Origin of the sequence: Rathayibacter sp. AY1F6 (genome assembly GCF_002932035.1) — a bacterium.
Lineage (GTDB): Bacteria > Actinomycetota > Actinomycetes > Actinomycetales > Microbacteriaceae > Rathayibacter.
The window spans coordinates 129,370-153,870 of the sequence record NZ_PSVD01000004.1 but is presented as its reverse complement, the minus strand read 5'-3'; the positions used below and the strand labels follow the sequence as shown (position 1 = coordinate 153,870).

The following is a 24,501-nucleotide window of genomic DNA, read 5'->3' as shown; positions in this document are numbered from 1 at the left end:
GGCGCTCCGCCGTGGGGCGCCGGAGGCAGCCTATCCGGCGGGGAGGTCGCGTCACGGACCGTGGCGCGCCCGTCAGCCGACGAGCGCCGCGACGATCGAGGCGACGCGGCGCGCCCTCGTCTCCGCGGCCTTCGCGCCCTCGACCGACGTGACGTGGGCCTTCCGCGCGCTCGGCGAGAGCGCGGCGAAGCGCTCCGCAGCGCCCGCCGAGGCCAGCGCGGACGCCAGGTCCTCCGGCACGGCGACCTCGCGCGGCGCGGTGTCGAGCTCGATCACGACGTCGATCGCGTCACCGCCGGCGAGCTGCGTCTCGCGGCGCTTCTCGGCCGAGAACGGGATGAGCGCGCGTCCGCCCATTGCTCCGACCGTGCTGGTGAAGCGGTAGCCGTTCACCGTTACCGCGACGGCGGGACGCTTGCCGCCGCCGAGTGCCTCGAGGACCTCGGGCGGCACCTCGATGCCGGTGTTGTTGCCGATCTGGAAGAGCGTCGTGGTGAACTGCACGAGGCGATGATGGCACGGACTCCCGCGTGTCGCGCGGCCGATCGCCGGACTGACGCGGAGGGCCGTCGACTCGATCCTCGTCGACCTCCCGTTCACGGATCCGGAGCGCTCGAGGGCGTTCTCCCCGGCGCTCGGCCGGAGCCTGAATCCTCTGTTCAGGCCTGAATCCTCTGTTCAGCGACGACGCCGCCTGCTCCGTCGCCTCCGAGCACGTGTCCGCGATGGTCGTCCCGCACCCCTCCTTCTCGACCTCCAGGTCGAAGGAGATCATCGTCGCGCGCTCCCGGGTGCAGGGCCTCTTCGCGGTGAGCGTCGGCAGCAGGGAGGAGGTCGGCGAGGTGCTCGGGAACGGGCCGGCCTCCGGCGGCGCCGAGCCGGTCGCGGTGCAGGACCTCGGCTCCATGCGGGCGCGGCCTCGAGGACCCTGACGGGCACGTCCGGGAGTCCCTGTACACGGATCCGGCCGCGGCCGAGGCCGGTCCGCCCCGGGAGTAAGGGTCGGCGCGCTCAGCAGGAGCGGGTGTCGGGGTCTCCGAGCGAGGAGCGCACGGCGTCGACCGTCATCCTGCCCTCGGGGTCGAGCCGGGTGAGCATGCGGGACATGATGTCGGCCAGCTGCGGGATCTGCTCGGCGTCGAGCGGATCGATGACGTCGGCCAGCACGGTCGCGACGTGACCGGGCGCCGTGTCGACGATCTTCTGGAGGCCGGCGTCGGTGAGCACCGCGTTCGTGGCGCGGCCGTCGGAGGCGCAGGGGCGGCGCTCGAGGTAGCCGCGGGCGACGAGGCGGGTCACCACGTGCGAGAGCCGGGGCAGGGTCGCGTTGGTGCGGGCGGCGAGCGTGGTCATCCGGAGGGCGCGGTCAGGCGCCTCGGACAGCATCGCCAGCGTCAGGTACTCGAAGTGCGTGAGCCCCGCGTCGCGCTGCAGCTGCGTGTCGAGGGCGCCCGGCAGCAGTTCCACGACCGCGATGAAGCGCAGCCAGGCGTCGAGCTGATCGGGCGTCAGCCAACGTGTCTCGGGCGCACTCATCCCCCCACCCTACCCACTACTTGCCGCGACAAGTAAGTCCCCCCGCGCCTCGTCGAGCCGCGTCCCGGGGCTCCGTCGGGAGGCCGACCCGCGCCAGCCTGATCTCACCATCCCCGCGAGCACCGCCCCCGAGGCGAACCAGCGATCCGCGTACCAGCGGATCGCTGCAGCCGTACGCACCCCGCCCTGCAGAACGCACCCCGTCGAGAAGCCGACCGCGCCACACAGAATCCACACCATCCCCGCGAGCACCGCCCCCGAGGCGAACCAGCGATCCGCGTGCGAGCGGATCGCTGTAGCCGAACGCCCCCCGCTCCACAGAACGCACCCCGTCGAGAAGCCGACCGCGCCACGCCCGTCAGGGACGGGCGTGGAATCCAACTCACAGCACGTCGTCGCTCAGATCGATCGGGTTGCCGAAGCGGTGGTTCGTGATCGAGATCGCCTGCTCGCGGAGGAAGGGCAGCAGTTCGACGCGGCCGGCGGGGGTGACCGGGTCGGCGTAGACGGCGGTGTCGAGGGCGCCGCCGAGGGCTTCGGCGAGGGCGGTCGCGAGGGGGACGCGGGATCCGTCGGCGCGGGTGAGCGGGACCGGAGTTCCCGTGCTGCCGCGGGTCATGCCGGCGACGACGTCGGTGAAGGAGCCGGTCGAGTCGGACGATCGGCGGACGACGGCCTGCTGTCCGCGCGTCGGGCTGCCGGGGGCCTGCGGGCCCGCATAGCCGTCGACGCGGTCGGAGACGATGTCGCCGATGATGCGGATGCGCGGCGCCGTGATGCGGCCGGCCGCGGCGCGCTCGAGCCACTGGGCGTCGGTCTCGACGACGATGCGCGGGACGAGGCCCGCCATCTCGGCGAGCTCGTCGCCGCCGAGCATCTCCTGGACCCGCGGCGGGAGCGGGAGGGACGTGGAGATGTCCATCCGGGAGCGGGTCAGCAGGCCCGCGGCGATGACGCGGAGGAGCTCTCCGAGGTCGCCGCCGTCGGCCAGGCGCAGCGCGATCGGCACGCGGAGGTAGCGGAACAGGTTCCGCTCGACGCCGACCTTCGAGATGTCGGTGACGACGCCGAACTCGGTCGCCCAGGCGAGCTGGTCGGAGAGGGCGGAGCGGCGGAGCAGGTCGAACTGCTCGAACCGGAGCGAGGACTGGGCCGCCTCGATGAACTGGCGCGCGCGGTCGTCGAGGCCGCGCAGGTGCAGCGTCGAGGAGGAGCGCGCGGGCGAGGGCTTCCAGGAGCCGAGGCCGATGAGGTGGTTGGGTCCGCCCGCCTTCGCGCCGCCGCCGACGGACGAGCGCTTCCAGCCGCCGAAGGGCTGGCGCCGGACGATGGCTCCGGTGATGCCCCGGTTGACGTAGAGGTTGCCCGCCTCGACCGAGTCGATCCAGAGGGCGAGCTCGTCGGCGTGCAGGGAGTGGAGCCCGGCCGTGAGCCCGTACTCGGTGCCGTTCTGCATCCGGACGGCGTCCTCGAGGGTCGCCGCGTGCATGATCCCGAGCACCGGGCCGAAGAACTCGGTGAGGTGGACGTAGCTGTCCTCGGTGACGCCCTCGCGGATCCCGGGCGACCAGAGCGTGCCGCTCTCGTCGAGCCGCTGCGGCTCGACGAGCCACGACTCGCCTCCGCCCAGCGTGGTGAGCGCGTGCAGGAGCTTGCCGGTGGGCTCCTCGATGAGCGGCCCCATCACCGCCGACGGGTCGTCGGGCCGGCCGACGCGGAGCGACGTGACGGCGTCGACCAGCTGGGCGCGGAAGCGCTTGGAGCGGGCGACCGAGCCGACCAGGATCACCAGGGAGGCGGCGGAGCACTTCTGGCCGGCGTGCCCGAAGGCGCTGCGGACGATGTCGGCGACGGCGAGGTCGTAGTCGGCGTGGGGAGTGACGATGATCGCGTTCTTGCCGCTGGTCTCGGCCTGCAGTGCGAGGCCGGGCCGCCAGGAGCGGAAGAGGCGGGCGGTCTCGTAGGAGCCGGTGAGCAGCACGCGGTCCACGAGGGGGTCGGTGATCAGCGCCCGTCCCAGCTCCTCCTCGTCGAGGTCGACCAGGGCGAGGAGCTCCTGCGGGACGCCCGCGTCCCAGAGCGCCTCGACGAGCACAGCCGCCGAGCGGCGGGCCTGGGGCGCCGGCTTCACCACGACTCCGGAGCCGGCGGCGAGCGCCGCGAGGATCGATCCGGCCGGGATGGCGACCGGGAAGTTCCACGGCGGAGCGACGACGGTGACCCGCGCGGGGACGAAGGTGGCCCCGGTGACGGCGTCGAGCTCGCGGGCGCGGGTGGCGTAGTAGTGGGCGAAGTCGATAGCCTCGGAGACCTCGGGGTCGGCCTCGGCGATCGTCTTGCCGGTCTCGGAGGCCATCACCTCGATCAGGCGGTCGCGGTTCGCGGCGAGGACGAGGCCGGCGCGGTCGAGCACGGCCGCTCGGTCGTAGCCCAGGCGCTCGCCCCAGCGCTCCGCGCGGCGGGACACCGCGCGCAGCACCTCCTGGAGCTCCGCCTCGGTGCTCACGCGCGCGGCGTCGGCCGTGCCCGCTCCGATGGTCGAGCCGGCGATGCGCTCGGTGATCAGGCGCGCCCAGCGGCGGTTGCCGGGGAGGGCGGGGTCGGTGTCGGGCTCGTTGTGGAAGCCCGCGGTCGCGGCGGCCGCACCGGAGCCGCGGCTGAGGCCGAGGACGGCCTGCGTCAGGCCCGCGGCGGCCGGGTCCTGCGCCCGCTCGCCGGCGCGGGCGTGCTCCTGCACGAGGCGGCGGCCGGAGCCGGAGGACCACTCCCGCAGGCGGTCCTGCGTGCGGTTCGGCGGCGGGACGGAGTCGTCGAGGGCCTCGAGCGAGGCGCGGAAGCGGCCGAGCTGCCGCTGCAGCACCTCCTCGTCGTCGAGGCGGAACGCGGCCGGCAGGAAGTTCTCGGGGCTGCTGTTCTCCTCGAGCCGGCGGATGAGGTACGAGATGGCCACGTCGAACTCGTGCGGGTGCACGACGGGCGTGTAGAGGAGGAGTCGTCCCACGTCCTCGCGGACGGCGCGCGCCTGCCCGGTCGCCATCCCGAGCAGCATCTCGATCTCGACCGCGCCGGTCACCCCGCGCTCGGTCGCCGTGAGCCACGCCCAGGCGAGGTCGAAGAGGTTGTGCCCGGCGACGCCCACGCGCACCGCGTCGACGCGCTCCGGCCGCAGCGCCCGGTCGAGCAGGCGCTTGTAGTTCGTGTCGGCCTCCACCTTGCTGCCGACGGTCGCGAGCGGCCAGTCGTGCAGGGCCGCGTCGACCCGCTCCATCGCGAGGTTCGCGCCCTTCACGACGCGCACCTTGATCGGGGCTCCGCCGCGGGCCCGGCGCTCCTGCGCCCACTCGGTCAGCTCGTCGAGCACGCGGACGGAGTCGGGCAGGTAGGCCTGCAGGACGATGCCCGCCTCGAGGTCGAGCATGCCCGGCTGCTCGAGGAGGCGTCGGAACACGGCGACCGTCAGGTCGAGGTCGCGGTACTCCTCCATGTCGAGGTTGATGAAGGTGGGGTCGGCTCCGGACGCGGCGGCCTGGTAGAGCGGGGTGAGACGCTCCACGACGCGGTCGACCTCCTCCTCGAAGGCCCACATCGACAGCTGGCTGACGACGCTCGAGACCTTGACGCTGACGTAGTCGACGTCCGGCCGCTCGAGCAGGCGGAGGGTCCCCTCGAGGCGGCGGCGGGCCTCGCGCTCGCCGAGCACGGCCTCGCCGAGGAGGTTGAGGTTGAGCCGGTCGCCGCCCTCGCGCAGCGCGGCGACGGCCGCACCGAGACGCGCCTCCGAGGCGTCGACCACGAGGTGCCCGACGAGGCGGCGGAGGACCCGGCGGGCCGCGGGCACGACCACCCAGGGCAGCACGGGGCCGACGGCGCCGCCGGTGCTGATCGCGGCGCGCAGGTAGGAGGGGAGGAAGGCGGGCGTCTTCGCGGTGAGCGCCGCGAGGTTCTCGGCCGCGACCGAGAGGTCCTCGGGCCGGGCGACGCCGTCGACGAACCCGACGGTGAAGTCGAGTCCGTTCGGGTCCTGGAGCACGCCCGCGAGCCGCTGGGCGGCGGGCTCGACCGGGAACTCGCCGCTGCGCGCGATCCAGCGGCGGACCAGGGACTCGACGCGCTCGATCATCGGGCGGTCGTCGACCTCGGGCTCGGCGGCGGCGGGCGCGGCGAGCTCCGACTCCGACGCGGCGTCGGGCCCGCGCAGGACCTCGTCCTCAGCGTCGCGCACGACCTCGTCCTCTGCATCGGGCTCGCTCACGGCCTCGTCCTGAGCGTCGCGCACGACCTCGTCCTCGTCCTGAACACCGGGCTCGCGCAGGTCCTCGTCCTCAGCGTCGGACTCCTGCTCGTCCTGAGGCTCAGCCACGTCCTCAGCGTCGGACTCCTGGTCGTCCTGAGGCTCGGCCACGTTCTCGGACGCGGACTCCGGCGCCGGCACGACCTCGGCCCCGCTCACGGAGTCGCGCGCCTCACCGGCCTCGACCTCGTCGTCCGACCCCGTGCCGCCCTCCGGCGTCCGACCACCGATCGTCGCGTCGACCCCGCTCCGCACGGCCGCCTCGTCGGGCTCGCGCTCCGGGTCGCTGCCGGGCACACCTGGGGTCGTCGACTGCTGCATCCTCCGAGGCTAAGCCCGACCCGCCGCCCGGACGCGGCGTGACGCGGTGGTCGCGCCGACTCGCCCGCGAGCCGCCCCTGTGGAGGAGCGGATCAGTGCCGGCGGTGGTCCTGGATGGTCATCCGCGGGCCGTGCCGCGGCTTCCTCGCTCCGCTGCAGCCGATCAGCCGGATGACCCGCTGCCGGTGCCCGCGCCACGGCTCGAGGAGCTCGAGCATGCCGTCGTCGTCGACCCCGAGCCGGCCCGTGAGCGCGAAGCCGACGGCCGCGGCCAGGTGGTAGTCGCCCACGCTGACCGCGTCCGGATCTCCGTGGGCGCGCATCATCACCTCGGACGCCGTCCACGGCCCGATCCCCGGCACCGACTGCAGCCGGCGGGCGACCTCGTCGCCGCCCCGCCCGAGCGCGAGGGTCCGCTCGAGGCCGGAGGCGACGAGCGCGGCGGTCAGGACGGTCCGCGAGCGCCGCGGATCCACTCCCGCGCGGTGCCAGTCCCACGAGGGCACGCGCCGCCACTGCTGCGCGCTCGGAGCCACGTGCAGAGCGACCGGCCCCGGGGCGGGCTCCCCGTGGAGGCGCACCAGCACCCGGTAGGCGCGCCACGCCTCCGTGCTCGTGACCTTCTGCTCGAGGACCGACGGCGCGAGCATCTCGAACACCAGGTTCGCGCGCGTGAGGCGCAGGCCCGCCGAGCGGCGGAGCACCTCGGCGAGCGGCGCGTGGGCCGACAGGTCGAGCCCGCTCCAGTCGTCGCCGTGGCCGAGGAGCTCGGGGACCGCGTCGATCAGCCACTCCGCTCCCCCGCCCCAGGCGCGCGCGTGGATCGCGCCGTCCGCCGCCTGCCGCAGATGCAGCGTGCCCGGGCCGAGCGGCGTGCGGAACGCCCGCCAGAAGCCGGACGCGTCGAGGAGCATGGTCGGGTCGCCCGAGCCCCGCAGCAGCGTGCGGAGGGTGAGCTCGAGGCTCACGGGCTCCGACGGCGCGTAGACCGTCGCCCAGGAGGGCTCGGGAGCAGGGGCGGGGATCGACACGCAGTGATGCTAACCGGCGGCTCCGACACCGGATCGGACGCTCCTCCGCAGAACCCCCATCCACGACGTGTTCGGAGCGACACGCCCGGCGGATTGGTTCAGACGGCGTGAACACATGCGCGGATCCGATCGCCCGTTTCCACTGGTCAGCAGGTCGGTCCCGGGCGTAGCTTCGCGCTGTCGCGGCGGCGCTCCAGCTGCCCGGCACCCGCCTAACACTGGAGATGCGCACATGTTCGACACGACCTTCATCCGCAACGCGATCGTCAAGAGCTCTGAGACCGCTCTCGACCGTCGCCGCTTCTTCGAGGCCACCGGCGTCGCCGGCCTCGGCATCGGAGCCGCGGCCCTCGCCGCGCCCACCGCCTCCGCCGAGGAGGTCGCTGCCAGCGGCCCCAGCGACGCCTCGATCCTCAACTTCGCCCTCAACCTCGAGTACCTCGAGGCCGAGTTCTACCTCCGCGCCGTCTACGGCACCGGCCTCGGCGGCTCGGACGTGACCGGCAAGGGCACGCCCGGCGGCGTCATCGGCGGCCGCCCCGTCGACTTCAAGACCCCGTGGCTGAAGAGCTTCGCCACCGAGGTCGCGAACGACGAGAAGGCCCACGTGCAGTTCCTGCGGGCCGCGCTGGGCACCGCGAAGGTGGCCCGCCCGGCGATCAACCTGAAGGACAGCTTCAACTCCGCCGCCGTTGCGGCGGGGCTGATCAAGGCGGGTCAGTCGTTCGACCCGTTCGCGAGCGAGTCGAACTTCCTGCTCGGCGCCTTCGTCTTCGAGGACGTGGGAGTGACCGCCTACAAGGGCGCCGCCCCGCTCATCCAGTCGAAGACCTACCTCGACGCGGCCGCCGGCATCCTCGCGGTGGAGGCGTACCACGCGGGCGCGATCCGCTCGGCGATCTACGCCGCCGACCTGTCCGACTCGGCGAACAAGCTCTCCGACGCGCGCGACAGCCTCGACGGCAAGACCGACCTCGACCAGGGCGTCAAGGTCAACGGCCAGGCGAACATCGTCCCGACCGACGGCAGCTCCATCGCGTTCAGCCGCACCCCGGGCCAGGTCCTCAACATCGTGTACCTGAACCCCGCGGCCGGGACGCGCACCGGCGGATTCTTCCCCCGCGGCGTCAACGGCGAGCTCGTCACGACCTAGTCCCACCAGCACCGAGCACGACGACGGGCCCTTCCTCGAGGCGGCGAGGAGGGGCCCGTCGTCGTCCGCGTGCACATCCGTTCACCGGGTCCTCTAACCTGAGCGAGTGAAGATCGGGATCCTGACCTCCGGTGGCGACTGCCCCGGCCTCAACGCCGTCATCCGCGGTGCCGTCTACAAGGGCATCAAGGTCTACGACCAGGAGTTCGTGGGCTTCCGGAACGGCTGGCGCGGAGTGGTCGACGGCGACCTCCTGCCCCTGGGCCGCCCCGAGATCCAGGGCATCGCCAAGCAGGGCGGCACGATCATCGGCACCAGCCGGACGAACCCCTTCGAGGGCGAGAACGGCGGCCCCGAGAAGATCGCCGAGATGATGGACCGCAACGGCATCGACTCGATCATCGCGATCGGCGGCGAGGGCACCCTGGCGGCGGCCAAGCGCCTCACGGACGCGGGCCTCAAGATCGTCGGCGTCCCGAAGACCATCGACAACGACCTCGGCGCCACCGACTACACCTTCGGCTTCGACACCGCCGTCGGCATCGCGACCGACGCGATGGACCGCCTCCGCACCACCGGCGACTCGCACGGCCGCTGCATGGTCGCCGAGGTCATGGGCCGCCACGTCGGCTGGATCGCCCTGCACTCCGGCATGGCCGCGGGCGCCCACGTCATCCTCATCCCGGAGAAGCGCACCTCCCTAAACCAGATCGTCGAGTGGGTGCAGAGCGCGCAGGACCGCGGGCGCGCACCGCTCGTCGTGGTCGCCGAGGGCTTCTCGCTCGACACGATGGACGACGCCCACTCCGAGCGCGGCCTCGACGCCTTCGGCCGGCCCCGCCTCGGCGGCATCGGCGAGCTGCTGGCTCCGCTCATCGAGGAGCGCACCGGCATCGAGACCCGCGCCACGACGCTCGGCCACATCCAGCGCGGAGGCACGCCCACCGCGTTCGACCGCGTCCTCGCGACCCGCCTGGGCATGGCCGCCATCGACTCCGTCGTCGCCGAGCACTGGGGCCGCATGGTCGCCCTGCGCGGCACCGACATCTACCACGTGGACTTCGCCGAGGCGCTTGGCACCCTCAAGACGGTCCCGGACGCCCGCTACGAGGAGGCGCGCACCCTCTTCGGGTAGCGCGCGCTCCCCGCGGAGCGGGTCAGCCCTTCGCGCCGTCCGGCGTCGCCGTGGCGACGATCTGCGCCCGCGCGAGGGTGTGGAAGTGCGCGTTGAAGCCGAGGATCGCCGGCGTCGACTCCGGATCGAGGTCGAGCGACTCGACGTCGAGGGCGTGCACCACGAAGAAGTAGCGGTGCTCGCGGTCCGGCGGCGCCGCTCCGACGAACTGGCGCAGCCGCATCTCGTTGGGCAGCGTCTGCGCGCCCGCCGGGAGCAGCTCGAAGCCGGCGGCTCCGGCTCCCGTGGGGAGCTCCGTGGTGTCGGCCGGGAGGTTGTAGACGGCCCAGTGCCAGAAGCCGGAGCCGGTGGGCGCGTCGGGGTCGAACACCGTCACGGCGAAGCTCTTCGTCTCGGCGGGGGCTCCCGACCAGCGCAGGTGCGGCGAGACGTCCTCCCCGCCGGAGCCCTCGCCGTAGTGGCGGGCGGACAGGGGCGCACCGTCGGCGATGTCGTCGCTCTCGAGCGCGAAGGTCGGCACCTCGCCGAGGCGGGCGTAGGGGTCGTAGGTCCAGTCGGACATCCGGTTTCTCCGTTCGGGAAGGGCGGGCGGGGGCCCGCGCCCTCAGCCTAGGAACCCGGCGGTGCGCGCCGAAGGGCTTGCGGAGGGGGTCAGGACCCGAGATAGCGCCCGGGCCGGTGGTTGAACGCCAGGACCAGGTTGAGCACCACCACTCCCGCCGCCGAGATCAGCACGTTCAGCGGAGGCACCACCAGCAGCGCGGCCGCGACCACGCACGCGTCGAGCGCCATCATCACGTAGCCCGCCCGCCAGCCGAGCCGCTCCTGCGCGATCAGGGCGACGATGCTGAATCCGCCCAGGCTCGACCCGTGCCGGAAGAGGATCAGGAGGCCGATCCCCGCGAGCACGTCGCCCGTGAGGACGCCGTAGACGGGCTCGATCCGCAGCTCGCCGAACGCCAGCGGGTGCAGGCCCGCCAGGACCGAGACCAGCACGATCGAGAACATGGTCCGCAGCGTGAAGCGCCAGCCCTTCTTCCACAGCGAGAGGGCGAGGAACGGCACGTTGACCGTGACGAGGATCACGCCGAACGGGATGTCGAGCGGGTACCCCAGCAGCAGTGCGAGACCCGCGGTGCCGCCCGTGACCGCCTGGCTCGCGCGCAGCAGGTAGAGGCCGAGCGACACGACGAACGCACCGGTGACGAGACCGAAGACGTCCTCGAGGCGGGAGTGCGGCACGGGGGCGGAGGCGTCGGGCACCCGACGATGCTGCCACACGCCGCGCCCCGGTCCGGACGTCCTCGTAGGATGTGCCGGTGCTGCCGAAGATCCTGCTGTTCTACCGCTTCGTGCCGCTGGCCGACCCCGAGTCCGTGCGGCTGTGGCAGCGCGAGCTGTGCGAGTCGCTGGGCCTGCGCGGGCGCCTGCTGATCTCGGAGCACGGGGTGAACGGCACGCTGGGCGGCGGGATGGACGCCCTGAAGCGCTACGTCCGCCGCACCCGTGAGCACTCGGCCTTCCACGGGCTCGAGGTGAAGTGGAGCGACGGCTCCGGCCTCGACGACGACGGCCGCAGCCTCGACTTCCCCGGTCTCTCGGTGAAGGTGCGCGACGAGATCGTCTCGTTCGGCGCGCCCGACGAGCTGCGGGTCGACGCCGACGGGGTCGTCGGGACGGCGCCGCGGCTCGACCCGGACCAGCTGGACGCCCTCGTCGCCGAGCGCGACGACGTGGTGCTCTTCGACGGCCGCAACGCCTTCGAAGCCGAGATCGGCAGGTTCGAGGGGGCGATCGTGCCGGGGGTCTCCAGCACCCGCGAGTTCGTCGAGCAGCTCGACGCCGGCGTCTACGACCACCTCAAGGGCCGGCCCGTGGTCACGTACTGCACCGGCGGCATCCGCTGCGAGGTGCTGTCGAGCCTGATGACGGCGCGCGGCTTCGGCGAGGTGTACCAGCTCGACGGAGGCGTCGTCCGCTACGCCGAGGCGCGGCGCGACCGCGGTCTGTGGAAGGGGGCCCTGTACGTCTTCGACGGCCGCGGCTCCGTCTCCTTCTCCCCCGACGCCGAGGCGCTCGGCCGCTGCACCTCGTGCGCCGCGCCGACCAGCCGGATGCGCAACTGCACCGATCTCTCCTGCCGCGCCCAGCTCGTGGTCTGCGCCGACTGCGATGCGGCGGCCTGCGCCGCGCACGCGGGCCCTACGCTCGTGCCATGAGCATCGAAGCGCGCGGACGCACCCTCGTCGACCTCCACACCGCCCCCGAGCTGCTGCAGGTGGTGAACGTCTGGGACGTGATCAGCGCGACCACGATCGCCGCACTCCCGGAGACCCGGGCGCTCGCGACCGCCAGCCACTCCATCGCGGCGGCGTTCGGCTACGAGGACGGCGAGCGGATCCCGCTGGAGCTGCACCTGGGCATGATCGAGCGCATCGTCGCCGCCGTCGAGGTCCCGGTCTCGGCCGACCTCGAGGCGGGCTACGGCGACACGGGCGAGACGGTCCGCCGCGCGATCGGGATCGGCGTCGTGGGCGCGAACCTCGAGGACCAGGCGAAGCCGCTCCCGGAGGCGCTGCGGGCGGTCGAGAAGGCCGTCGCCGCGGCCGAGGAGGAGGCGGTGCCCTTCGCTCTCAATGCCCGCACGGACGTGCTCCTCCGCGCCGGCGACCGCGACCGCGGCGAGGTCCTGGCCGACGCGATCGAGCGCGGCCGCGCCTACCTCGACGCCGGCGCCACCTGCTTCTTCGTCCCCGGGCTGCTCCAGGACGCCGAGCTGGAGTCCCTCGTCGCCGCCCTCGGGCGGCAGCGCGTCAGCGTCATCGGCGTCCCCGGATCGCAGTCGCCCGCCCGCTTCGAGGAGCTCGGGCTGGCCCGCGTCTCCTACGGTCCGTGGACGCAGCGCGTCGCCCTGACGGCGCTCCAGGACGCGGCCTCCGCCCTCTACTCCGGCGGATCGCTCCCCGAGGGCACCCGGCCCCTGAACTGACCGCCCGGCCGCGGGCCCGCGGGCGTAGCGTGGGCCCATGTACCGAGCCATCGTCGTCGAGCGGCACTCCGACTCCGACACCGACACCCCCAACCGAGCCCGCCTCCTCGAGCGCGACGACCCCGACCGCTCGCACGGCGACGTGTCGATCGCCGTCGAGTACTCGAGCGTCAACTACAAGGACGCCCTGGCGCTGGCGGGGCGGCCCGGGATCGTGCGCCGCACCCCGCTCGTCGCCGGCATCGACCTGGTCGGCACCGTGGAGTACGCGGACGGCGAGGCGGGCGAGCGCTTCGACTCCGGCGACCGGGTGGTGCTCAACGGCGCCGGCCTCGGCGAGCGCCACGACGGCGGGCTCGCCGAGCGGGCGCGTGTCGACTCCGCGTCGCTGCTCCGGCTGCCCGGCGCCATCTCGGCGGCACGGGCCGGAGCGATCGGCACCGCGGGCTTCACGGCGATGCTGGCCGTGCTGGCGCTCGAGCGGCACGGCGTGCGGCCGGGCAGCGGTCCCGTCCTGGTGACGGGGGCCTCGGGAGGCGTGGGGTCGCTCGCCGTCGCGCTCCTGACGCGCCTGGGCCACGAGGTCGTCGCCTCGACCGGCCGGCTCGGCGAGCACGGCGCTCTGCTCCAGCGCCTCGGCGCCTCCGACGTCATCGACCGCGCCGAGCTGCAGGAGGGCGGGAAGCCGCTGCAGTCCGAGCGCTGGGCGGGAGCGGTGGACTCCGCCGGCTCGCACACGCTCGCGAACGCCCTCGCGCAGACGCGGTGGGGCGGCACCGTGGCGGCGTGCGGTCTCGCGCAGGGCCCGGACCTGCCGGTGAGCGTGATGCCGTTCATCCTGCGCGGAGTGACGCTGGCCGGCATCAACTCGGTGGAGGCGCCGCGCAAGCTCCGCGAGGAGGCCTGGCGCCGCCTCGCCCACGACCTCGACCTGGAGCTGCTCGACGAGCTGACGACGACGGTGCCGCTCGGCGGGGCGGTCGACGCGGCCGAGGACGTGCTCGCAGGCCGCTCGCACGGTCGGACGCTGGTGGACGTCCGCGCCTGAGGGCACGGCGTCGGCGGAGGGCGTCCGCCCGCCTCGAGCGTCGAGGAGGGGGCGCCTCGGCCGGCGCTGCGGGGCTGCTGCTCGTGCGGCGGTGCGCTACTCCGCGGCCTCGGTGGCGCCGCTCGGCTCGGCCGACGCGTGACCGACGGAGGAGTCGGGGCGCGCGGCGCGGGGTTTCGCCGGCGTGCGGGGCTTCGGCGCGGGCTTCGCGGCCGGCCCCGGCTTCGCGGGGGCGGGCTCGGCGGACTCGGATCCGGCGGGCTTCGGCTCGGCGGGCTTCGATCCCGCGGACTTTTTCTCGGCGGGCTTCGGCTCCGCGGGCTTCGGCTCGGCGGGCTTCGGCTCGGCGGGCTTCACCGGAGCTGCGGAGTCGATCGGCTCGGAGCCGATGACGTCCACGGGCGCGGAAGCCCCGGACTCGGCCGGCGTGCTCGCGGCGGTCCGAGCACTCGTTTTCGGAGCGCCCTTCGGCGTGGCCTTCGGGCTCTTCGGAGCGGCCCCCGCTGCTGACTCCGTCGGAGCCGCGACGTCCTCCGCGGCGCCGTCCGCCTCCGGAGCCGCGGTCGCCGCGCTCCCGCCGCTCGCAGCCTCCCGGCCCTCGACCACCGTCACCGGACCGGCCGCCTCCGCGGCCACGGCCGCGGCCTCCGCCGCCTTCGCCTTCTTCTTCGCGCGCTTCTCCGCGGCGGCCGCCTGTGCCCGCTCCGCCTGCTCGGCGACCTCGGGGACGATCACGAGGTCGTCGGTCTCGATCACGGGGATCGCCGCGGTCGTCGTCCCCAGCTGGAGGGCCGCGATCAGCTCGGGAGCGTGCTTGGTGCTCACGATCAGGCGGGAGTAGTCCTCGTCGACCAGGTCGATCACGACGGCCGAGGCAGTGCGCTTGATCAGCAGGAAGTCCTTGCCGCCGTGGAACTTCCACGTGCCGGCTGCGAGCGTGAGCGGCACCGCGGTGCCCGGCGCGCGGATGCCCCGGACCCAGATCCAGGGGTCCTCGGTGACCGTCGCCGAGCGGATGCTCGACCGGTCGACGACGACGTCGCTGCGGTGGAACGCGAGCAGTCGCTCGGCCGCGGTGAGGCGGAGTTCGAGGCGGTCGGGGAGCACGGTCACGACGGGCATGCCTCTAGTCTGCCCCGCCGCCCGCCGCCGGGTCAGCGCCGGATCGCACAACGATGCCCCGCCGCTCGCGTGGGTGGCAGCATGGTCGGATGCCGATGGATCCGGACGAGGCGCGCCTCCTCGACGCGCTGCTGGCCGAGCGGCAGGCCGAGACGCGCGACGAGGCGGCCCGGCTCGAGGCCTCGCTGGCCGAGCTCCTGCGCGACCGTGCCGACGGCACCGCCGATGACGAGCACGACCCGGAGGGCACGCCGCTCTCGGCCGAGTGGTCGCGGATGGCCGGAGTCCGCGACGCTCTCGCCCGCACGGCGCGCGAGCTCGACGCCGCTCGCACCCGCCTCGGCACCGGCGGCTACGGGGACTGCGCCTCGTGCGGCCGCCCGATCGGAGCCGCCCGCCTCGCCGCCCGGCCCACGGCCGAGCTCTGCATCGACTGCGCCCGGCTAGCGGAGTCGCGCATCCGCTGACGCCCCGCGAGGCGAGCCTGCGGCATGCCCTCCGTCTGAAGGCCCCCACAGATCCCGGCGTGCGGAAACCCGGTTTCTCCTGCGAGCATTCACATCCGGTCGCGTCCCTCGAACAGGTCTGACGGACCACCCCTCCCTCCCTGCTCGAAAGGCACTCCTGCGATGACCGAGACGTCGACCGCCCGATCGACCGGCGCCCCTCCCGCCCCCGACAAGCGCGCCTGGCGCTCGCTGATCGTCCTGCTCGCGGGCATGTTCATCGCCCTGCTCGACACGACCATCGTGAACGTGGCGCTTCCCACCATCCGCACCACGCTCGACGCCTCCGAGTCGACGCTCTCCTGGATCATCTCCGGCTACGCCCTCGCGTTCGGCCTCGCCCTGATCCCTGCCGGCCGCCTCGGCGACCGCTTCGGGCACAAGTGGGTCTTCGTCAGCGGCATCGCCCTCTTCACCGTCGCCAGCTTCGCGTGCGGACTGGCCGCGGACGACACCCAGCTCGTCGTCGCCCGCATCGTGCAGGGCCTGGCGGGCGGCGTCTTCGTCCCGGCGGTCAACGCCTACATCCAGCTCCTCTTCCGCGGTCCCTCGCGCGGCAAGGCCTTCGCGGTGATGGGCGCGGTCCTCGGCGTCTCGTCGGCGCTCGGCCCGATCATCGGCGGCCTGATCATCCAGGCCTTCGGCGACGAGAACGGCTGGCGCCTGGTCTTCTGGGTGAACCTGCCCATCGGCGTCGCGACCCTGATCGCCGCCGCGGTCCTCCTCCCCGCGCGCCGCGACCTCGAGGCCGGCGACCGCGCCCCGAGCGGAGGCGTCGACTGGCTCGGCCTCGTCCTCGTCTCCGGCGGCCTGGTCGCCCTGCTCGTCCCGCTCATCCAGGGCGAGGACGAGGGCTGGCCGCTGTGGACCTTCCTCTCGATCGCCGGCGGAGTCCTGCTCCTCGCCGCGTTCGGCGCCTGGGAGGTCCTCCACGTCCGCCGCGGACGCGCTCCCCTGGTGCCGCCGACGCTGTTCCGCCACCCGGCCTTCACCGGAGGCGTGATCCTCGCGCTGGTCTACTTCGCGGCCTTCACGAGCATCTTCTTCACCATCTCGCTGCTCTGGCAGTCGGGCCTCGGCCACACCGCGCTCGAGTCGGGCCTGGTGTCGATCCCCTTCGCGATCGGCAGCATCATCAGCTCCTCGCAGAGCAACCGGATGACGGCGCGCCTGGGGCGCAACGTCCTGGTGATGGGCAGCGGACTGCTCGCCGTCGGGCTCGGCTGGGTCTGGCTGGTGCTGCTGACCGCGACCCCGGACTCGATCAGCAACTGGCAGCTCCTGCCGCCGCTGCTGATCGCGGGCCTCGGCAACGGCTTCTTCATCGCCCCGAACGTGCAGTTCATCGTCTCGACCGTCGACCCGCAGGACGCGGGCGCGGCGAGCGGCGTGATCTCGGCGATCCAGCGCATCGGCTCGGCCGTGGGCATCGCGGTCATCGGCAGCGTGCTGTTCGGGAGCCTCGTCATCACGGGTCCGGACACGGTCGCCTCTGGCTTCCTCGACGCCGCGGCTCCCGCGATGCTCCTGAGCACCCTGATGGCGGTCGCCGCTTTCGCGCTGGTGTTCGTGCTGCCGAAGTCGGTCTCGCGCCGGGGCTGAGGGCCCCTGCCCGGTCGCCGCACGCCGGCGGCCGGGCGCGCGGGACGTCCGCCGCCCGGAGATCCGGTGCGGCGGGCCCCCCGCCTGATCCGCGGGTGGCCCGGGAGCCTACGCCCGAGCGGCCGCTGCGGCCTTCGCCGCCGCCGGCAGCGCGTCCACGATGCGCCCGATCGCCGCGTCGTCGTGCGCGGCCGAGACGAACCAGGCCTCGTACACCGACGGCGGCAGCGAGACGCCCGCGTCGAGCATCGCGTGGAAGAACGCCGGGTAGCGGAACGACTCCTGCGCCTGGACCTCGGCGTAGTCGCGCACCGGCCGGCCCAGGTCCGTGAACATGAAGCTGAAGAGGCTCCCGGCCGTCTGCACCGTGTGCGCGACGCCCTCGGCCGTCAGCGCCGCCGACACCTCGCGCTGGAGCGTCAGCGCCGTGGCGTCCAGCGAGGCGTAGACCGCGTCGTCGGCCAGCTGCAGCGTCCGGATGCCCGCGGCCACCGCGACCGGGTTCCCGGAGAGGGTGCCCGCCTGGTACACCGGCCCGAGCGGCGCCAGGTGATCCATGACGTCCGCACGGCCGCCGAGAGCCGCGACCGGCATCCCTCCGCCGATGACCTTGCCGAAGGTGTAGAGGTCGGCCCGGTACGGAGCCTCGGCGCCGCGGTTCTCGAGCCCCCACCAGCCGCCGGCGCTCACGCGGAAGCCGGTGAGCACCTCGTCCATGATCAGCAGCGAGCCGTTCGCGTGCACGAGGTCGGCGAGGGCCGCGTTGAAGCCCGGGTCCGGAGCGACGACGCCCATGTTGGCGGCCGCGGCCTCGGTGATGACCGCCGCGATGTCGGCGCCGCGCTCGGCCAGGACCGCGCGCACCGCCTCGAGGTCGTTGTACGGCAGCACGATCGTCTGGGCCGCGGTCGCGGCCGTGACGCCGGCGGAGGCGGGCAGCGAGAGGGTCGCGAGACCGGAGCCGGCATCGGCGAGCAGTCCGTCGGAGTGGCCGTGGTAGTGGCCGGAGAACTTGATCAGCAGGTCGCGGCCGGTGACGCCGCGGGCGAGGCGGATCGCCGTCATCGTCGCCTCGGTGCCGGTGGAGACCAGGCGGAGCTTCTCGATCGGCGAGACTCCCCCGGCCGTGATCCGCGCCTCGACCAGCTCGGCGAGGTCGGTCTCGGCGGGAGTGGACGCGCCGAACGAGAGACCGCGGGCGGCCGCCTCCTGCACCGCCGCGACGACCTCGGGGTGCGCGTGCCCGAGGACCGCGGGGCCCCAGGAGCAGACGAGGTCGACGTACTCGTGCCCGTCCGCGTCCGTGATGTACGGGCCGGCGGCCGAGACCATGAAGCGCGGGGTCCCGCCAACCGAGCGGAACGCTCTGACGGGCGAGTTGACGCCTCCGGGGATCGCGTGCCGGGCACGCTCGTACAGGGTGTCGTTCGCCGAGGTGGTCACCCCTCCAGGGTACGCGCGCCGCCCGGCGCCCTCGCGCCGGAGAGGCGCTTTCGGACGAGATGCCGAGGCTCGCTCCCGGGAGGAGGAGCGGCTACTTCAGCAGGTCGCGAGCGATCTCGACGGCCCAGTACGTGAGAACCGCGTCGGCCCCCGCGCGGAGGATCCCCGTGACCGACTCCAGGATCGCCGGCTCGCGCGAGATCCAGCCGTTCGCGGCGGCGGCCTCGATCATCGCGTACTCCCCCGACACCTGGTACGCCCAGACCGGCACGTCCGAGACGGATGCGACGTCCGAGAGCACGTCGAGATAGCTCATGGCGGGCTTCACCATCACCACGTCGGCACCCTCGGCGAGGTCGAGGGTCGCCTCGCGCAGGCCCTCGCGGCGGTTCGCCGGGTCCTGCTGGTAGGTGCGGCGATCGCCCTCGAGCGTGGACTGCACGGCCTCGCGGAACGGACCGTAGAAGCTGGAGGCGTACTTCGCCGAGTACGCGAGGATCGCGGTGTCCAGGTGCCCGGCGCCGTCGAGAGCGGCGCGGATCGCTCCGACCTGGCCGTCCATCATCCCCGAGAGCCCGAGCAGGTGGGAGCCGGCCTCGGCCTGGGCGAGCGCCATCTCCTCGTAGCGGAGGAGCGTGGCGTCGTTGTCGACGCGCCCGCGGTCGTCGAGCACGCCGCAGTGGCCGTGGTCGGTGAACTCGTCCAGGCACAGGTCGCTCTGCACGACCAGCGCGTCGCCGACCTCCTCCACGACGACCCGCGTCGCGGCGTTGAGCACGCCGTCGGGGTCGGTCGCACCGGAGCCGACCGCGTCGCGCGTGGTGGGCACGCCGAACAGCATCACGCCGCCGATCCCCGCCTCGGCCGCCTCCGTCACCGCTCCGCGGACGCTGTCCAGCGAGTGGTGCATCACCCCCGGCATCGACCCGATCGGCCGGGCCTCGGTGGTCCCCTCGGCCACGAAGAGGGGCAGGATCAGCTGCGCCGGGTGGATGCGCGTCTCCTGGACGAGACGGCGGAGTGCGGGGGTCGTGCGGAGGCGGCGCGGGCGGATGGCAGTCATGTCCTCCAGCGTAATCCCGCCCCGCCGAGCACCTCCCGGGAGCGCGGACGCCTCACCCCGTGGAGGTGCTCCGGACGCACGACATCAGCCGAGAGGCGGATCCCTGGCCTGCGGGGCGAGGCCCGCCCCTCCCGGCCGACGTCGCGCCGGGGAGGCGGCTCAGCGGGGAGCGCGCTCCGTGGCGACGGCGGCGACCGCGTCGATGAGGGAGGAGGCCGAGCGCTCGTCGGCGACGACGTCGACGCGCAGGCCGAAGGCGCGGGCGTCCTTCGCGGTCTGCGGGCCGATCGCGGCGACGAGGATCGACTCGGGCACCGGGCCGAGCTGCTTCTGGACCTGCTCCGCCACGCTGCCCGAGGTGACGAGGATCGCGTGCACGGCTCCGCCGGCGACATCCGCCACGACGCGCTCCTCCACCGGGACGCCGACCGTACGGTAGGCGACCACGGAGCGCACGTCGTGCCCGATGCGGGTGAGGCCCTCGGTGAGCAGCGGCTTGGCGATCTCGGACCGCAGCGTCAGCACGCGCAAGGGGTGCCGACCGCCGGTCGCCTCCTCCCACTCGGCCAGGAGGCCGCGGGCGGAGTTGTCCTCGGAGGGGACGAGGTCCACGGAGTAGCCGGCGGCGACGAGCGCGGCCGCCGTGGTCTCGCCGACCGCCGCCACCTTGGTGCTGGCGGGCACGGTGGTGCGCAGGAGGGAGAGGACATCGACCGTGGTGGCGCTCGTGACGGTCATCCAGTCGAAGGCGCCGGCCTCGAGGTCGGCGAGGGCCTGCTCGAGCGCCGGGAAGTCGTCGGTCGGCGCGAAGTTGATCATCGGAGCGACGACGGGCGAGGCTCCCTTGGCACGGAGAGCGGCGGCGACACCGTCCCCCCACGGGCCTCCGCGGGGGACGAGGATGCGCCACCCCTGCAACGGCTTCTCCCACTGGGAGTAGGCGGCGGGGACGATCACGAAGGGGCTCCCAGGGGTGCGAGTTCGGCGGCACCCGCACCGAGAAGCGCGTCAGCGAGCAGAGAGCCGCAACGGAACGCGGCTTCGACGACGGGCAGTTCGCGACCACCATACTGCGGATCCGCCCGGTGTCGACCACCGCCGACCGAACCGTTACCGACCGGCTCCGCGACCTCCCGTGCGAGGGACGCCGTGCCGTCGACGGCGAAGACCACGCCGTGCAGGACCACGCGGTCCTCCTCGACGACCGCGGAGGCTCCGATCGGAGCGGCGCACCCGGCCTCGAGGGAGGCGAGGAGCGACCGCTCGGCCGTGATCGCCGCGCGGGTCGGCACGTGCTCGACCGCCGCGAGAGCGGCACGCAACTCCTCCGACGGCTCCTCGTCGCGCACCTCGATGGCCAGCGCTCCCTGACCGGGGGCGTGCGGGGAGACGTCGAAGCCGAGCACCTCGGTGATCGCGTCGACCCGGCCGAGGCGGCGCAGGCCGGACAGGGCGAGCACGATCGCGTCCAGCGGCGAGTCGCTGCCGGGCAGCACCCTCCGGAGCCGGGTGTCGATGTTGCCGCGGATGTCCACGATCTCGAGGTCCGGACGGGCGGCCAGCAGCGCCGCGCGCCGACGGGGCGAGCCCGTGCCCACGCGGGCTCCGACCGGCAGGGTCGCCAGGGTGAGCCCGTCGCGGGCGCAGAGCGCGTCGCGCGGGTCCTCCCGCTCGGGGACCGCTCCGAGCAGCAGGCCCTCCACCGCAGCGGTGGGCAGGTCCTTCAGCGAGTGCACGATCGCATCGCAGCGCCCGGCGAGCAGCGCGTCGCGCAGGGCGCTGACGAACACGCCGGTGCCGCCGAGGGAGGCGAGCGAGCCGCGCATGCGGTCGCCGTCCGACTCGATGCGCACCAGCTCCACGGGGACCCCCGCGGCGGCCGACATCAGATCGGCCGTCATCCGGGTCTGCGCCACCGCGAGCGCGCTCGCGCGGGTGCCGACTCTGATGCTCACGACAGACGACTCCTCATCACGGTGCGACTCCCGCCAGGGCGGGCTTGAACCCCGCTCGCACGTTCTCGCAGCAGCCGGGGCGGCAGACGTCGTACCAGGGGCCGAGCGCCGTCATCGAGAGCCGGTCCTCCGTCGGCACGCCGTTGACGCGCTCGAGGACCAGGTCGATCAGGCCGGAGACGTAGACCGGGTCCGTGCCGGGGGTCGCGACGCGGAGCGCGACGAGTCCGTGCTCCTCCGAGGTCTCGAGGGCCTCGTTGTCGAGGTCCCACATGACCTCCATGTGGTCGGACACGAAGCCGAGCGGGACGATCAGCAGCGCGCGGCGGCCGCGGGCCGGCAGCTCCGCGATGGCGTCGTTGATGTCCGGCTCGAGCCAGGGCTGGGTGGGCGGGCCGGAGCGCGACTGGTAGACCAGCTGCCAGGGCACGTCCTCGTCCGTGGCGGCGGCCATGACGACCTCGGCGACGGCGAGGTGCTGCGCCTCGTAGGCGCCGCCCGGTCCGAACTCGTGCACGTCGACGACGGTGCCGTCGTCGTGGCGCTCGTGGGGTCCGCTGCGCTCGGCGTCGGCCATGGGGATCGAGTGCGTCGAGAACAGCACCTCCACCTCGGACGTGACATCGAGGTCGGGCATCCGCTCGCGCAGCTCGTCGAGCCCGTCGTGGACGGCCTTGATGAACGGCATCACGAAGCCGGGGTGGTCGAAGAACTGGCGCACCTTGTCGATCCGCAGCTCGCCCTCGAGGCCGGTCGCGTCGAGCGCCGCCGCGTAGTCCTCGCGGTACTGCCTGCAGGACGAGAAGGAGGAGTACGCGCTGGTGGCGATGGCGAGCAGGTTGGTGAACCCGCGCTCCTTCGCCTCGGCGACGGCCTCGCTCATGTAGGGCGCCCAGTTGCGGTTGCCCCAGAGCACGGGGAGGTCGATGCCGCGGTTCGCGAGCTCGGCCTCGAGCGCCTTCTTCAACGCGCGGTTCTGCGCGTTGATCGGGCTGACGCCGCCGAAGTGGCGGTAGTGGTGGGCGACCTCCTCGAGGCGCTCCTCCGGGATGCCGCGGCCGCGGGTGACGTTGCGGAGGAACGGGATGACGTCGTCCTGGCCCTCGGGCCCGCCGAAGCCGGCGAGGAGGATCGCGTCGTAGGCCACGGGGACCTCGACGTGCTCGGGGCCGGACGCCGCCGCAGGGGTGGCCCCGCGGACGAGGATCGGCTCGCTGGTCGTGTCGCTCATCGAAGCACCTCGGCGATCTGGTCGGCGTCGATGCGCCGGCCTGTGTAGAAGGGGACTTCCTCGCGCACGTGGCGGCGGGCCTCGGTGGCGCGCAGGTCGCGCATGAGGTCGACGAGGTTGACGAGCTCCTCGTCCTCGAGGGCGAGGATCCACTCGTAGTCGCCGAGCGAGAACGAGGCGACCGTGTTGGTCAGGACGGAGCGGAACCGCGAGCCCTGGCGCCCGTGCTGGGCGAGCATCGCGCGGCGCTCCTCCTCGGGGAGGATGTACCACTCGTAGGAGCGGACGAAGGGGTAGACCGTGAGCCAGCGGGCCGGCGCCTTCCCGCGCATGTAGGCGGGGAGGTGGTTCGAGCTGAACTCGGCGTCGCGGTGCACGCCCATCGCGTTCCACGTCGGCAGGAGGCCGACCAGCAGCTCCGTGCGCCGCAGCTCGCGGTAGGCCCGCTGCAGCTCCTCGGGCGCCGGGCCCGTGAGCCACAGCATGATGTCGGCGTCGGCGCGCAAGGCCGAGACGTCGTAGGTGCCGCGGACGGTCACGCCCTCGCCCTCGAGCTGGGCGACGAGGTGCTCGTACTGCTTCACCGCGGGATCCACGGCGTCGCTGGAGAGGGTGAACGGACGTGCGGGATCCCTGCGGAGAACCGCCCAGAGCGTGTACCCCAGGGCCTGATCGGAGTGATCCTGATCGGCGGGGGGCTGCGGCGCCGGAGCGGCGGCGCTCGTGTCGGGGGCGGACTGAACGGGACCCGCCGTGCCGGCGGTCTGATCGGTCATTGATCCATCATCCCTCCGCTCGTGCCGATGCACAAAAGCGGCGGGGGCTCTGGCGCCGGAGGGCCCGGGACGCTAGCGCCCCCGGCCCTCCGGCGCTCAGTCCTCGATGATCTGCTTCGCGACGCCCCAGACGACGAGGCCCACGGCGGCGGCGGCGCCGACCGCTCCGGCGATCAGCGCGGAGGGGTTCTGGCGGCGCACGACCTGGAGCTTGCGCTCGATCGTCCGCTGGGCGGTACGCACCTTGCGCGGCACGTTGACCTTGTACTCGATGGCGTCGAGGGTCGCGGCGAGCTCGGAGCGAGCGCGCTCGATGTCGGCCTTCAGCTGGCCGGGCTTCAGCTCCGCCGGGTCGACGAAGCGGGGCGTGGTGCTGCTGACGGATCGCTCAGTTGTCATAGCTGCCCACTCCCTTGAACGCCTGGACGTCCTTCTTGATGCTGTCGATCGAGTCCTGCGGCACCGGCGGCACGGCCTTCTTGATGGTGCGCACGCCGACGAGGGCGAGGATCACGGCCACCAGGAGGAAGAAGACCGTCACGATCAGCGCCGACAGCCAGTCCGGCAGCCAGGAGGCGATGCCGATGATCGCGAAGGCGACCAGCGTCGCCCACGCGGTCAGGAGGAGGAAGGCCGCGACCGCGAACAGGCCGACGGCCAGACCCGCGCTCTTCGCCTTGCCCGCCAGCTCGTTCTTCAGCGAGGCGACCTCGGCCTTGACGAGCTCGATCACGAGGCCGGGCAGGTCGCTGACCAGCTCTCCCAGTGATCGGGCGTTCTTGGGATTGCGTTCGTTCACCACGGGAGCTCCTCGAGGGTGGGACGTGCCGGCCGGCGCGCGCCTGGCACGGCCGGAGGGATGAGCACTAGGCCCTGCTGGTGGAGGTGGACGTCGTCGACCCGCCGGAGCCGGCCGACGCCGCGGCCTCGTCGACCTTCGAGGCCGCCTTGCGGGCGGCGGCCGACGCCTCCGCGTCGCTCGCTCCCTGGGCCTTCCTGCCGCCGGACACGGCCTTGACGACCACCGAGCGCACGACCTCGTACGCCTTGTCCGAGACGCTGCTCAGCTGGGTCTTCGCGGCACCGCCGACGGCGCCCGCGACGTCCTGCACCGGCTGGGTCCGCCAGAAGCGGCCTGCCGCCGAGGCGATCTGCTCGTACCGCTTGCGGCCGGCGCGTGCTCCCAGCACGTACCCGGCTGCGGCTCCTGCCACGAAAAGAATCTTGCCCTTCACGCCTACTCCTCGTCCTGGGTCGCTCTCGCGATCGTCCACGCGGTCGGTGACCACTCGTGCCGGG

At 73.4% G+C, this 24,501-nt stretch carries 24 protein-coding genes; 8 read left to right on the top strand and 16 right to left on the bottom strand.

Going from position 1 to position 24,501, the window contains the following annotated elements:
- Positions 1–72: 72 nt before the first annotated feature.
- On the bottom strand, positions 73–504 hold the full coding sequence (locus tag C5C44_RS05770; RefSeq protein ID WP_104233100.1) for a YdeI/OmpD-associated family protein: 432 nt from the start codon (positions 502–504) through the stop codon (positions 73–75).
- A 212-nt stretch (positions 505–716) separates the two neighbouring features.
- Between C5C44_RS05770 and C5C44_RS05765 the strand changes: the two genes are divergently transcribed.
- Positions 717–932, top strand: coding sequence for a hypothetical protein (locus tag C5C44_RS05765; protein ID WP_104335494.1), 216 nt, complete (start codon positions 717–719; stop codon positions 930–932).
- Between the two features lie 79 nt (positions 933–1,011).
- On the opposite strand, the gene C5C44_RS05760 is transcribed toward C5C44_RS05765, so the two are convergent.
- From C5C44_RS05760 to C5C44_RS05745, 3 genes are all read right to left on the bottom strand, one after another.
- Complete coding sequence (locus C5C44_RS05760) at positions 1,012–1,536, bottom strand: MarR family winged helix-turn-helix transcriptional regulator (protein WP_104335493.1); 525 nt, start codon at positions 1,534–1,536, stop codon at positions 1,012–1,014.
- Positions 1,537–1,918: 382 nt separating this feature from the next.
- Positions 1,919–5,656 carry a proline dehydrogenase family protein gene (locus C5C44_RS05755; protein WP_181132737.1) on the bottom strand — a complete coding sequence of 1,246 codons (3,738 nt, stop codon included), beginning with the start codon at positions 5,654–5,656 and terminating at the stop codon, positions 1,919–1,921.
- 584 nt (positions 5,657–6,240) lie between these two features.
- Complete coding sequence (locus C5C44_RS05745; RefSeq protein WP_258063610.1) at positions 6,241–7,179, bottom strand: DNA-3-methyladenine glycosylase; 939 nt, start codon at positions 7,177–7,179, stop codon at positions 6,241–6,243.
- A 232-nt stretch (positions 7,180–7,411) separates the two neighbouring features.
- Here C5C44_RS05745 and C5C44_RS05740 point away from each other — a divergent pair, with 232 nt between their 5' ends.
- Together C5C44_RS05740 and C5C44_RS05735 are read left to right on the top strand one after the other, a co-directional pair.
- Positions 7,412–8,332, top strand: a complete 921-nt coding sequence (locus tag C5C44_RS05740) for a ferritin-like domain-containing protein (protein ID WP_104222865.1) — start codon at positions 7,412–7,414, stop codon at positions 8,330–8,332.
- A 106-nt stretch (positions 8,333–8,438) separates the two neighbouring features.
- A complete protein-coding gene (locus C5C44_RS05735) occupies positions 8,439–9,467 on the top strand; it encodes a 6-phosphofructokinase (protein WP_104226151.1) in 1,029 nt (342 codons plus the stop codon).
- Positions 9,468–9,489: 22 nt separating this feature from the next.
- Here the strand turns inward: C5C44_RS05735 and C5C44_RS05730 are convergent, their stop codons facing one another.
- Complete coding sequence (locus C5C44_RS05730) at positions 9,490–10,029, bottom strand: YbhB/YbcL family Raf kinase inhibitor-like protein (RefSeq protein WP_104222867.1); 540 nt, start codon at positions 10,027–10,029, stop codon at positions 9,490–9,492.
- Between the two features lie 89 nt (positions 10,030–10,118).
- Positions 10,119–10,730: a YitT family protein gene (locus tag C5C44_RS05725; protein WP_244230588.1), complete on the bottom strand. Its 612-nt coding sequence runs from the start codon at positions 10,728–10,730 to the stop codon at positions 10,119–10,121.
- Between the two features lie 56 nt (positions 10,731–10,786).
- Here C5C44_RS05725 and C5C44_RS05720 point away from each other — a divergent pair, with 56 nt between their 5' ends.
- Genes C5C44_RS05720 through C5C44_RS05710 form a run of 3 tightly spaced genes read left to right on the top strand, consistent with a single transcriptional unit; the run spans position 10,787 to position 13,504 of the window.
- A complete protein-coding gene (locus C5C44_RS05720; RefSeq protein WP_104226150.1) occupies positions 10,787–11,686 on the top strand; it encodes a rhodanese-related sulfurtransferase in 900 nt (299 codons plus the stop codon).
- Positions 11,683–12,456, top strand: a complete 774-nt coding sequence (locus tag C5C44_RS05715; RefSeq protein WP_104226149.1) for an isocitrate lyase/phosphoenolpyruvate mutase family protein — start codon at positions 11,683–11,685, stop codon at positions 12,454–12,456. The genes C5C44_RS05720 and C5C44_RS05715 overlap by 4 nt, the downstream gene beginning before the upstream one ends.
- A 37-nt stretch (positions 12,457–12,493) precedes the next feature.
- A complete protein-coding gene (locus tag C5C44_RS05710) occupies positions 12,494–13,504 on the top strand; it encodes an MDR family oxidoreductase (RefSeq protein ID WP_104335492.1) in 1,011 nt (336 codons plus the stop codon).
- A 96-nt stretch (positions 13,505–13,600) separates the two neighbouring features.
- Here C5C44_RS05710 and C5C44_RS17440 read toward each other — a convergent pair whose 3' ends face one another.
- A complete protein-coding gene (locus C5C44_RS17440) occupies positions 13,601–14,626 on the bottom strand; it encodes a hypothetical protein (protein WP_308471037.1) in 1,026 nt (341 codons plus the stop codon).
- A gap of 89 nt (positions 14,627–14,715) precedes the next feature.
- Between C5C44_RS17440 and C5C44_RS05700 the strand changes: the two genes are divergently transcribed.
- Positions 14,716–15,093 (top strand): TraR/DksA family transcriptional regulator, encoded by a 378-nt coding sequence (locus tag C5C44_RS05700; protein ID WP_258059381.1) that lies wholly within the window; start codon positions 14,716–14,718, stop codon positions 15,091–15,093.
- A 162-nt stretch (positions 15,094–15,255) separates the two neighbouring features.
- Complete coding sequence (locus C5C44_RS05695; RefSeq protein WP_104335491.1) at positions 15,256–16,734, top strand: MFS transporter; 1,479 nt, start codon at positions 15,256–15,258, stop codon at positions 16,732–16,734.
- Between the two features lie 108 nt (positions 16,735–16,842).
- On the opposite strand, the gene hemL is transcribed toward C5C44_RS05695, so the two are convergent.
- The 9 genes from hemL to C5C44_RS05650 form a co-directional block, all read right to left on the bottom strand.
- Positions 16,843–18,177, bottom strand: a complete 1,335-nt coding sequence (hemL, locus tag C5C44_RS05690) for a glutamate-1-semialdehyde 2,1-aminomutase (RefSeq protein ID WP_104226146.1) — start codon at positions 18,175–18,177, stop codon at positions 16,843–16,845.
- A gap of 91 nt (positions 18,178–18,268) precedes the next feature.
- A complete protein-coding gene (hemB, locus tag C5C44_RS05685; RefSeq protein WP_104226145.1) occupies positions 18,269–19,240 on the bottom strand; it encodes a porphobilinogen synthase in 972 nt (323 codons plus the stop codon).
- A 159-nt stretch (positions 19,241–19,399) separates the two neighbouring features.
- Positions 19,400–20,194, bottom strand: a complete 795-nt coding sequence (locus C5C44_RS05680; protein ID WP_104222950.1) for a uroporphyrinogen-III synthase — start codon at positions 20,192–20,194, stop codon at positions 19,400–19,402.
- Positions 20,194–21,195: a hydroxymethylbilane synthase gene (gene hemC, locus C5C44_RS05675; RefSeq protein ID WP_104317689.1), complete on the bottom strand. Its 1,002-nt coding sequence runs from the start codon at positions 21,193–21,195 to the stop codon at positions 20,194–20,196. The genes C5C44_RS05680 and hemC overlap by 1 nt, the downstream gene beginning before the upstream one ends.
- A 16-nt stretch (positions 21,196–21,211) precedes the next feature.
- Entirely contained in the window at positions 21,212–22,426 is a 1,215-nt protein-coding gene (locus tag C5C44_RS05670) for a ferrochelatase (protein ID WP_104335490.1), read from the bottom strand.
- Positions 22,423–23,202 carry a hydrogen peroxide-dependent heme synthase gene (gene hemQ, locus C5C44_RS05665; protein WP_104233087.1) on the bottom strand — a complete coding sequence of 260 codons (780 nt, stop codon included), beginning with the start codon at positions 23,200–23,202 and terminating at the stop codon, positions 22,423–22,425. The genes C5C44_RS05670 and hemQ overlap by 4 nt, the downstream gene beginning before the upstream one ends.
- A gap of 96 nt (positions 23,203–23,298) precedes the next feature.
- Positions 23,299–23,601, bottom strand: coding sequence for a DUF3618 domain-containing protein (locus C5C44_RS05660; protein WP_104222879.1), 303 nt, complete (start codon positions 23,599–23,601; stop codon positions 23,299–23,301).
- Positions 23,591–24,001 carry a phage holin family protein gene (locus C5C44_RS05655; protein ID WP_258063431.1) on the bottom strand — a complete coding sequence of 137 codons (411 nt, stop codon included), beginning with the start codon at positions 23,999–24,001 and terminating at the stop codon, positions 23,591–23,593. The genes C5C44_RS05660 and C5C44_RS05655 overlap by 11 nt, the downstream gene beginning before the upstream one ends.
- 67 nt (positions 24,002–24,068) lie before the next feature.
- Positions 24,069–24,437, bottom strand: a complete 369-nt coding sequence (locus C5C44_RS05650; RefSeq protein WP_146076613.1) for a hypothetical protein — start codon at positions 24,435–24,437, stop codon at positions 24,069–24,071.
- Positions 24,438–24,501: the final 64 nt, after the last annotated feature.

What these genes read in the sequence shown, in the direction of transcription:
- C5C44_RS05660 (WP_104222879.1), bottom strand. Translation starts at nt 23,601, where the DNA reads ATGACAACTGAGCGATCCGTCAGCAGCACCACGCCCCGCTTCGTCGAC.
- C5C44_RS05670 (WP_104335490.1), bottom strand. Translation starts at nt 22,426, where the DNA reads ATGAGCGACACGACCAGCGAGCCGATCCTCGTCCGCGGGGCCACCCCT.
- hemB (WP_104226145.1), bottom strand. Translation starts at nt 19,240, where the DNA reads ATGACTGCCATCCGCCCGCGCCGCCTCCGCACGACCCCCGCACTCCGC.
- C5C44_RS05730 (WP_104222867.1), bottom strand. Translation starts at nt 10,029, where the DNA reads ATGTCCGACTGGACCTACGACCCCTACGCCCGCCTCGGCGAGGTGCCG.
- C5C44_RS05700 (WP_258059381.1), top strand. Translation starts at nt 14,716, where the DNA reads ATGCCGATGGATCCGGACGAGGCGCGCCTCCTCGACGCGCTGCTGGCC.
- C5C44_RS05760 (WP_104335493.1), bottom strand. Translation starts at nt 1,536, where the DNA reads ATGAGTGCGCCCGAGACACGTTGGCTGACGCCCGATCAGCTCGACGCC.
- C5C44_RS05695 (WP_104335491.1), top strand. Translation starts at nt 15,256, where the DNA reads ATGACCGAGACGTCGACCGCCCGATCGACCGGCGCCCCTCCCGCCCCC.
- C5C44_RS05715 (WP_104226149.1), top strand. Translation starts at nt 11,683, where the DNA reads ATGAGCATCGAAGCGCGCGGACGCACCCTCGTCGACCTCCACACCGCC.
- C5C44_RS05740 (WP_104222865.1), top strand. Translation starts at nt 7,412, where the DNA reads ATGTTCGACACGACCTTCATCCGCAACGCGATCGTCAAGAGCTCTGAG.
- hemQ (WP_104233087.1), bottom strand. Translation starts at nt 23,202, where the DNA reads ATGACCGATCAGACCGCCGGCACGGCGGGTCCCGTTCAGTCCGCCCCC.
- C5C44_RS05710 (WP_104335492.1), top strand. Translation starts at nt 12,494, where the DNA reads ATGTACCGAGCCATCGTCGTCGAGCGGCACTCCGACTCCGACACCGAC.
- C5C44_RS05755 (WP_181132737.1), bottom strand. Translation starts at nt 5,656, where the DNA reads ATGATCGAGCGCGTCGAGTCCCTGGTCCGCCGCTGGATCGCGCGCAGC.
- C5C44_RS17440 (WP_308471037.1), bottom strand. Translation starts at nt 14,626, where the DNA reads ATGCCCGTCGTGACCGTGCTCCCCGACCGCCTCGAACTCCGCCTCACC.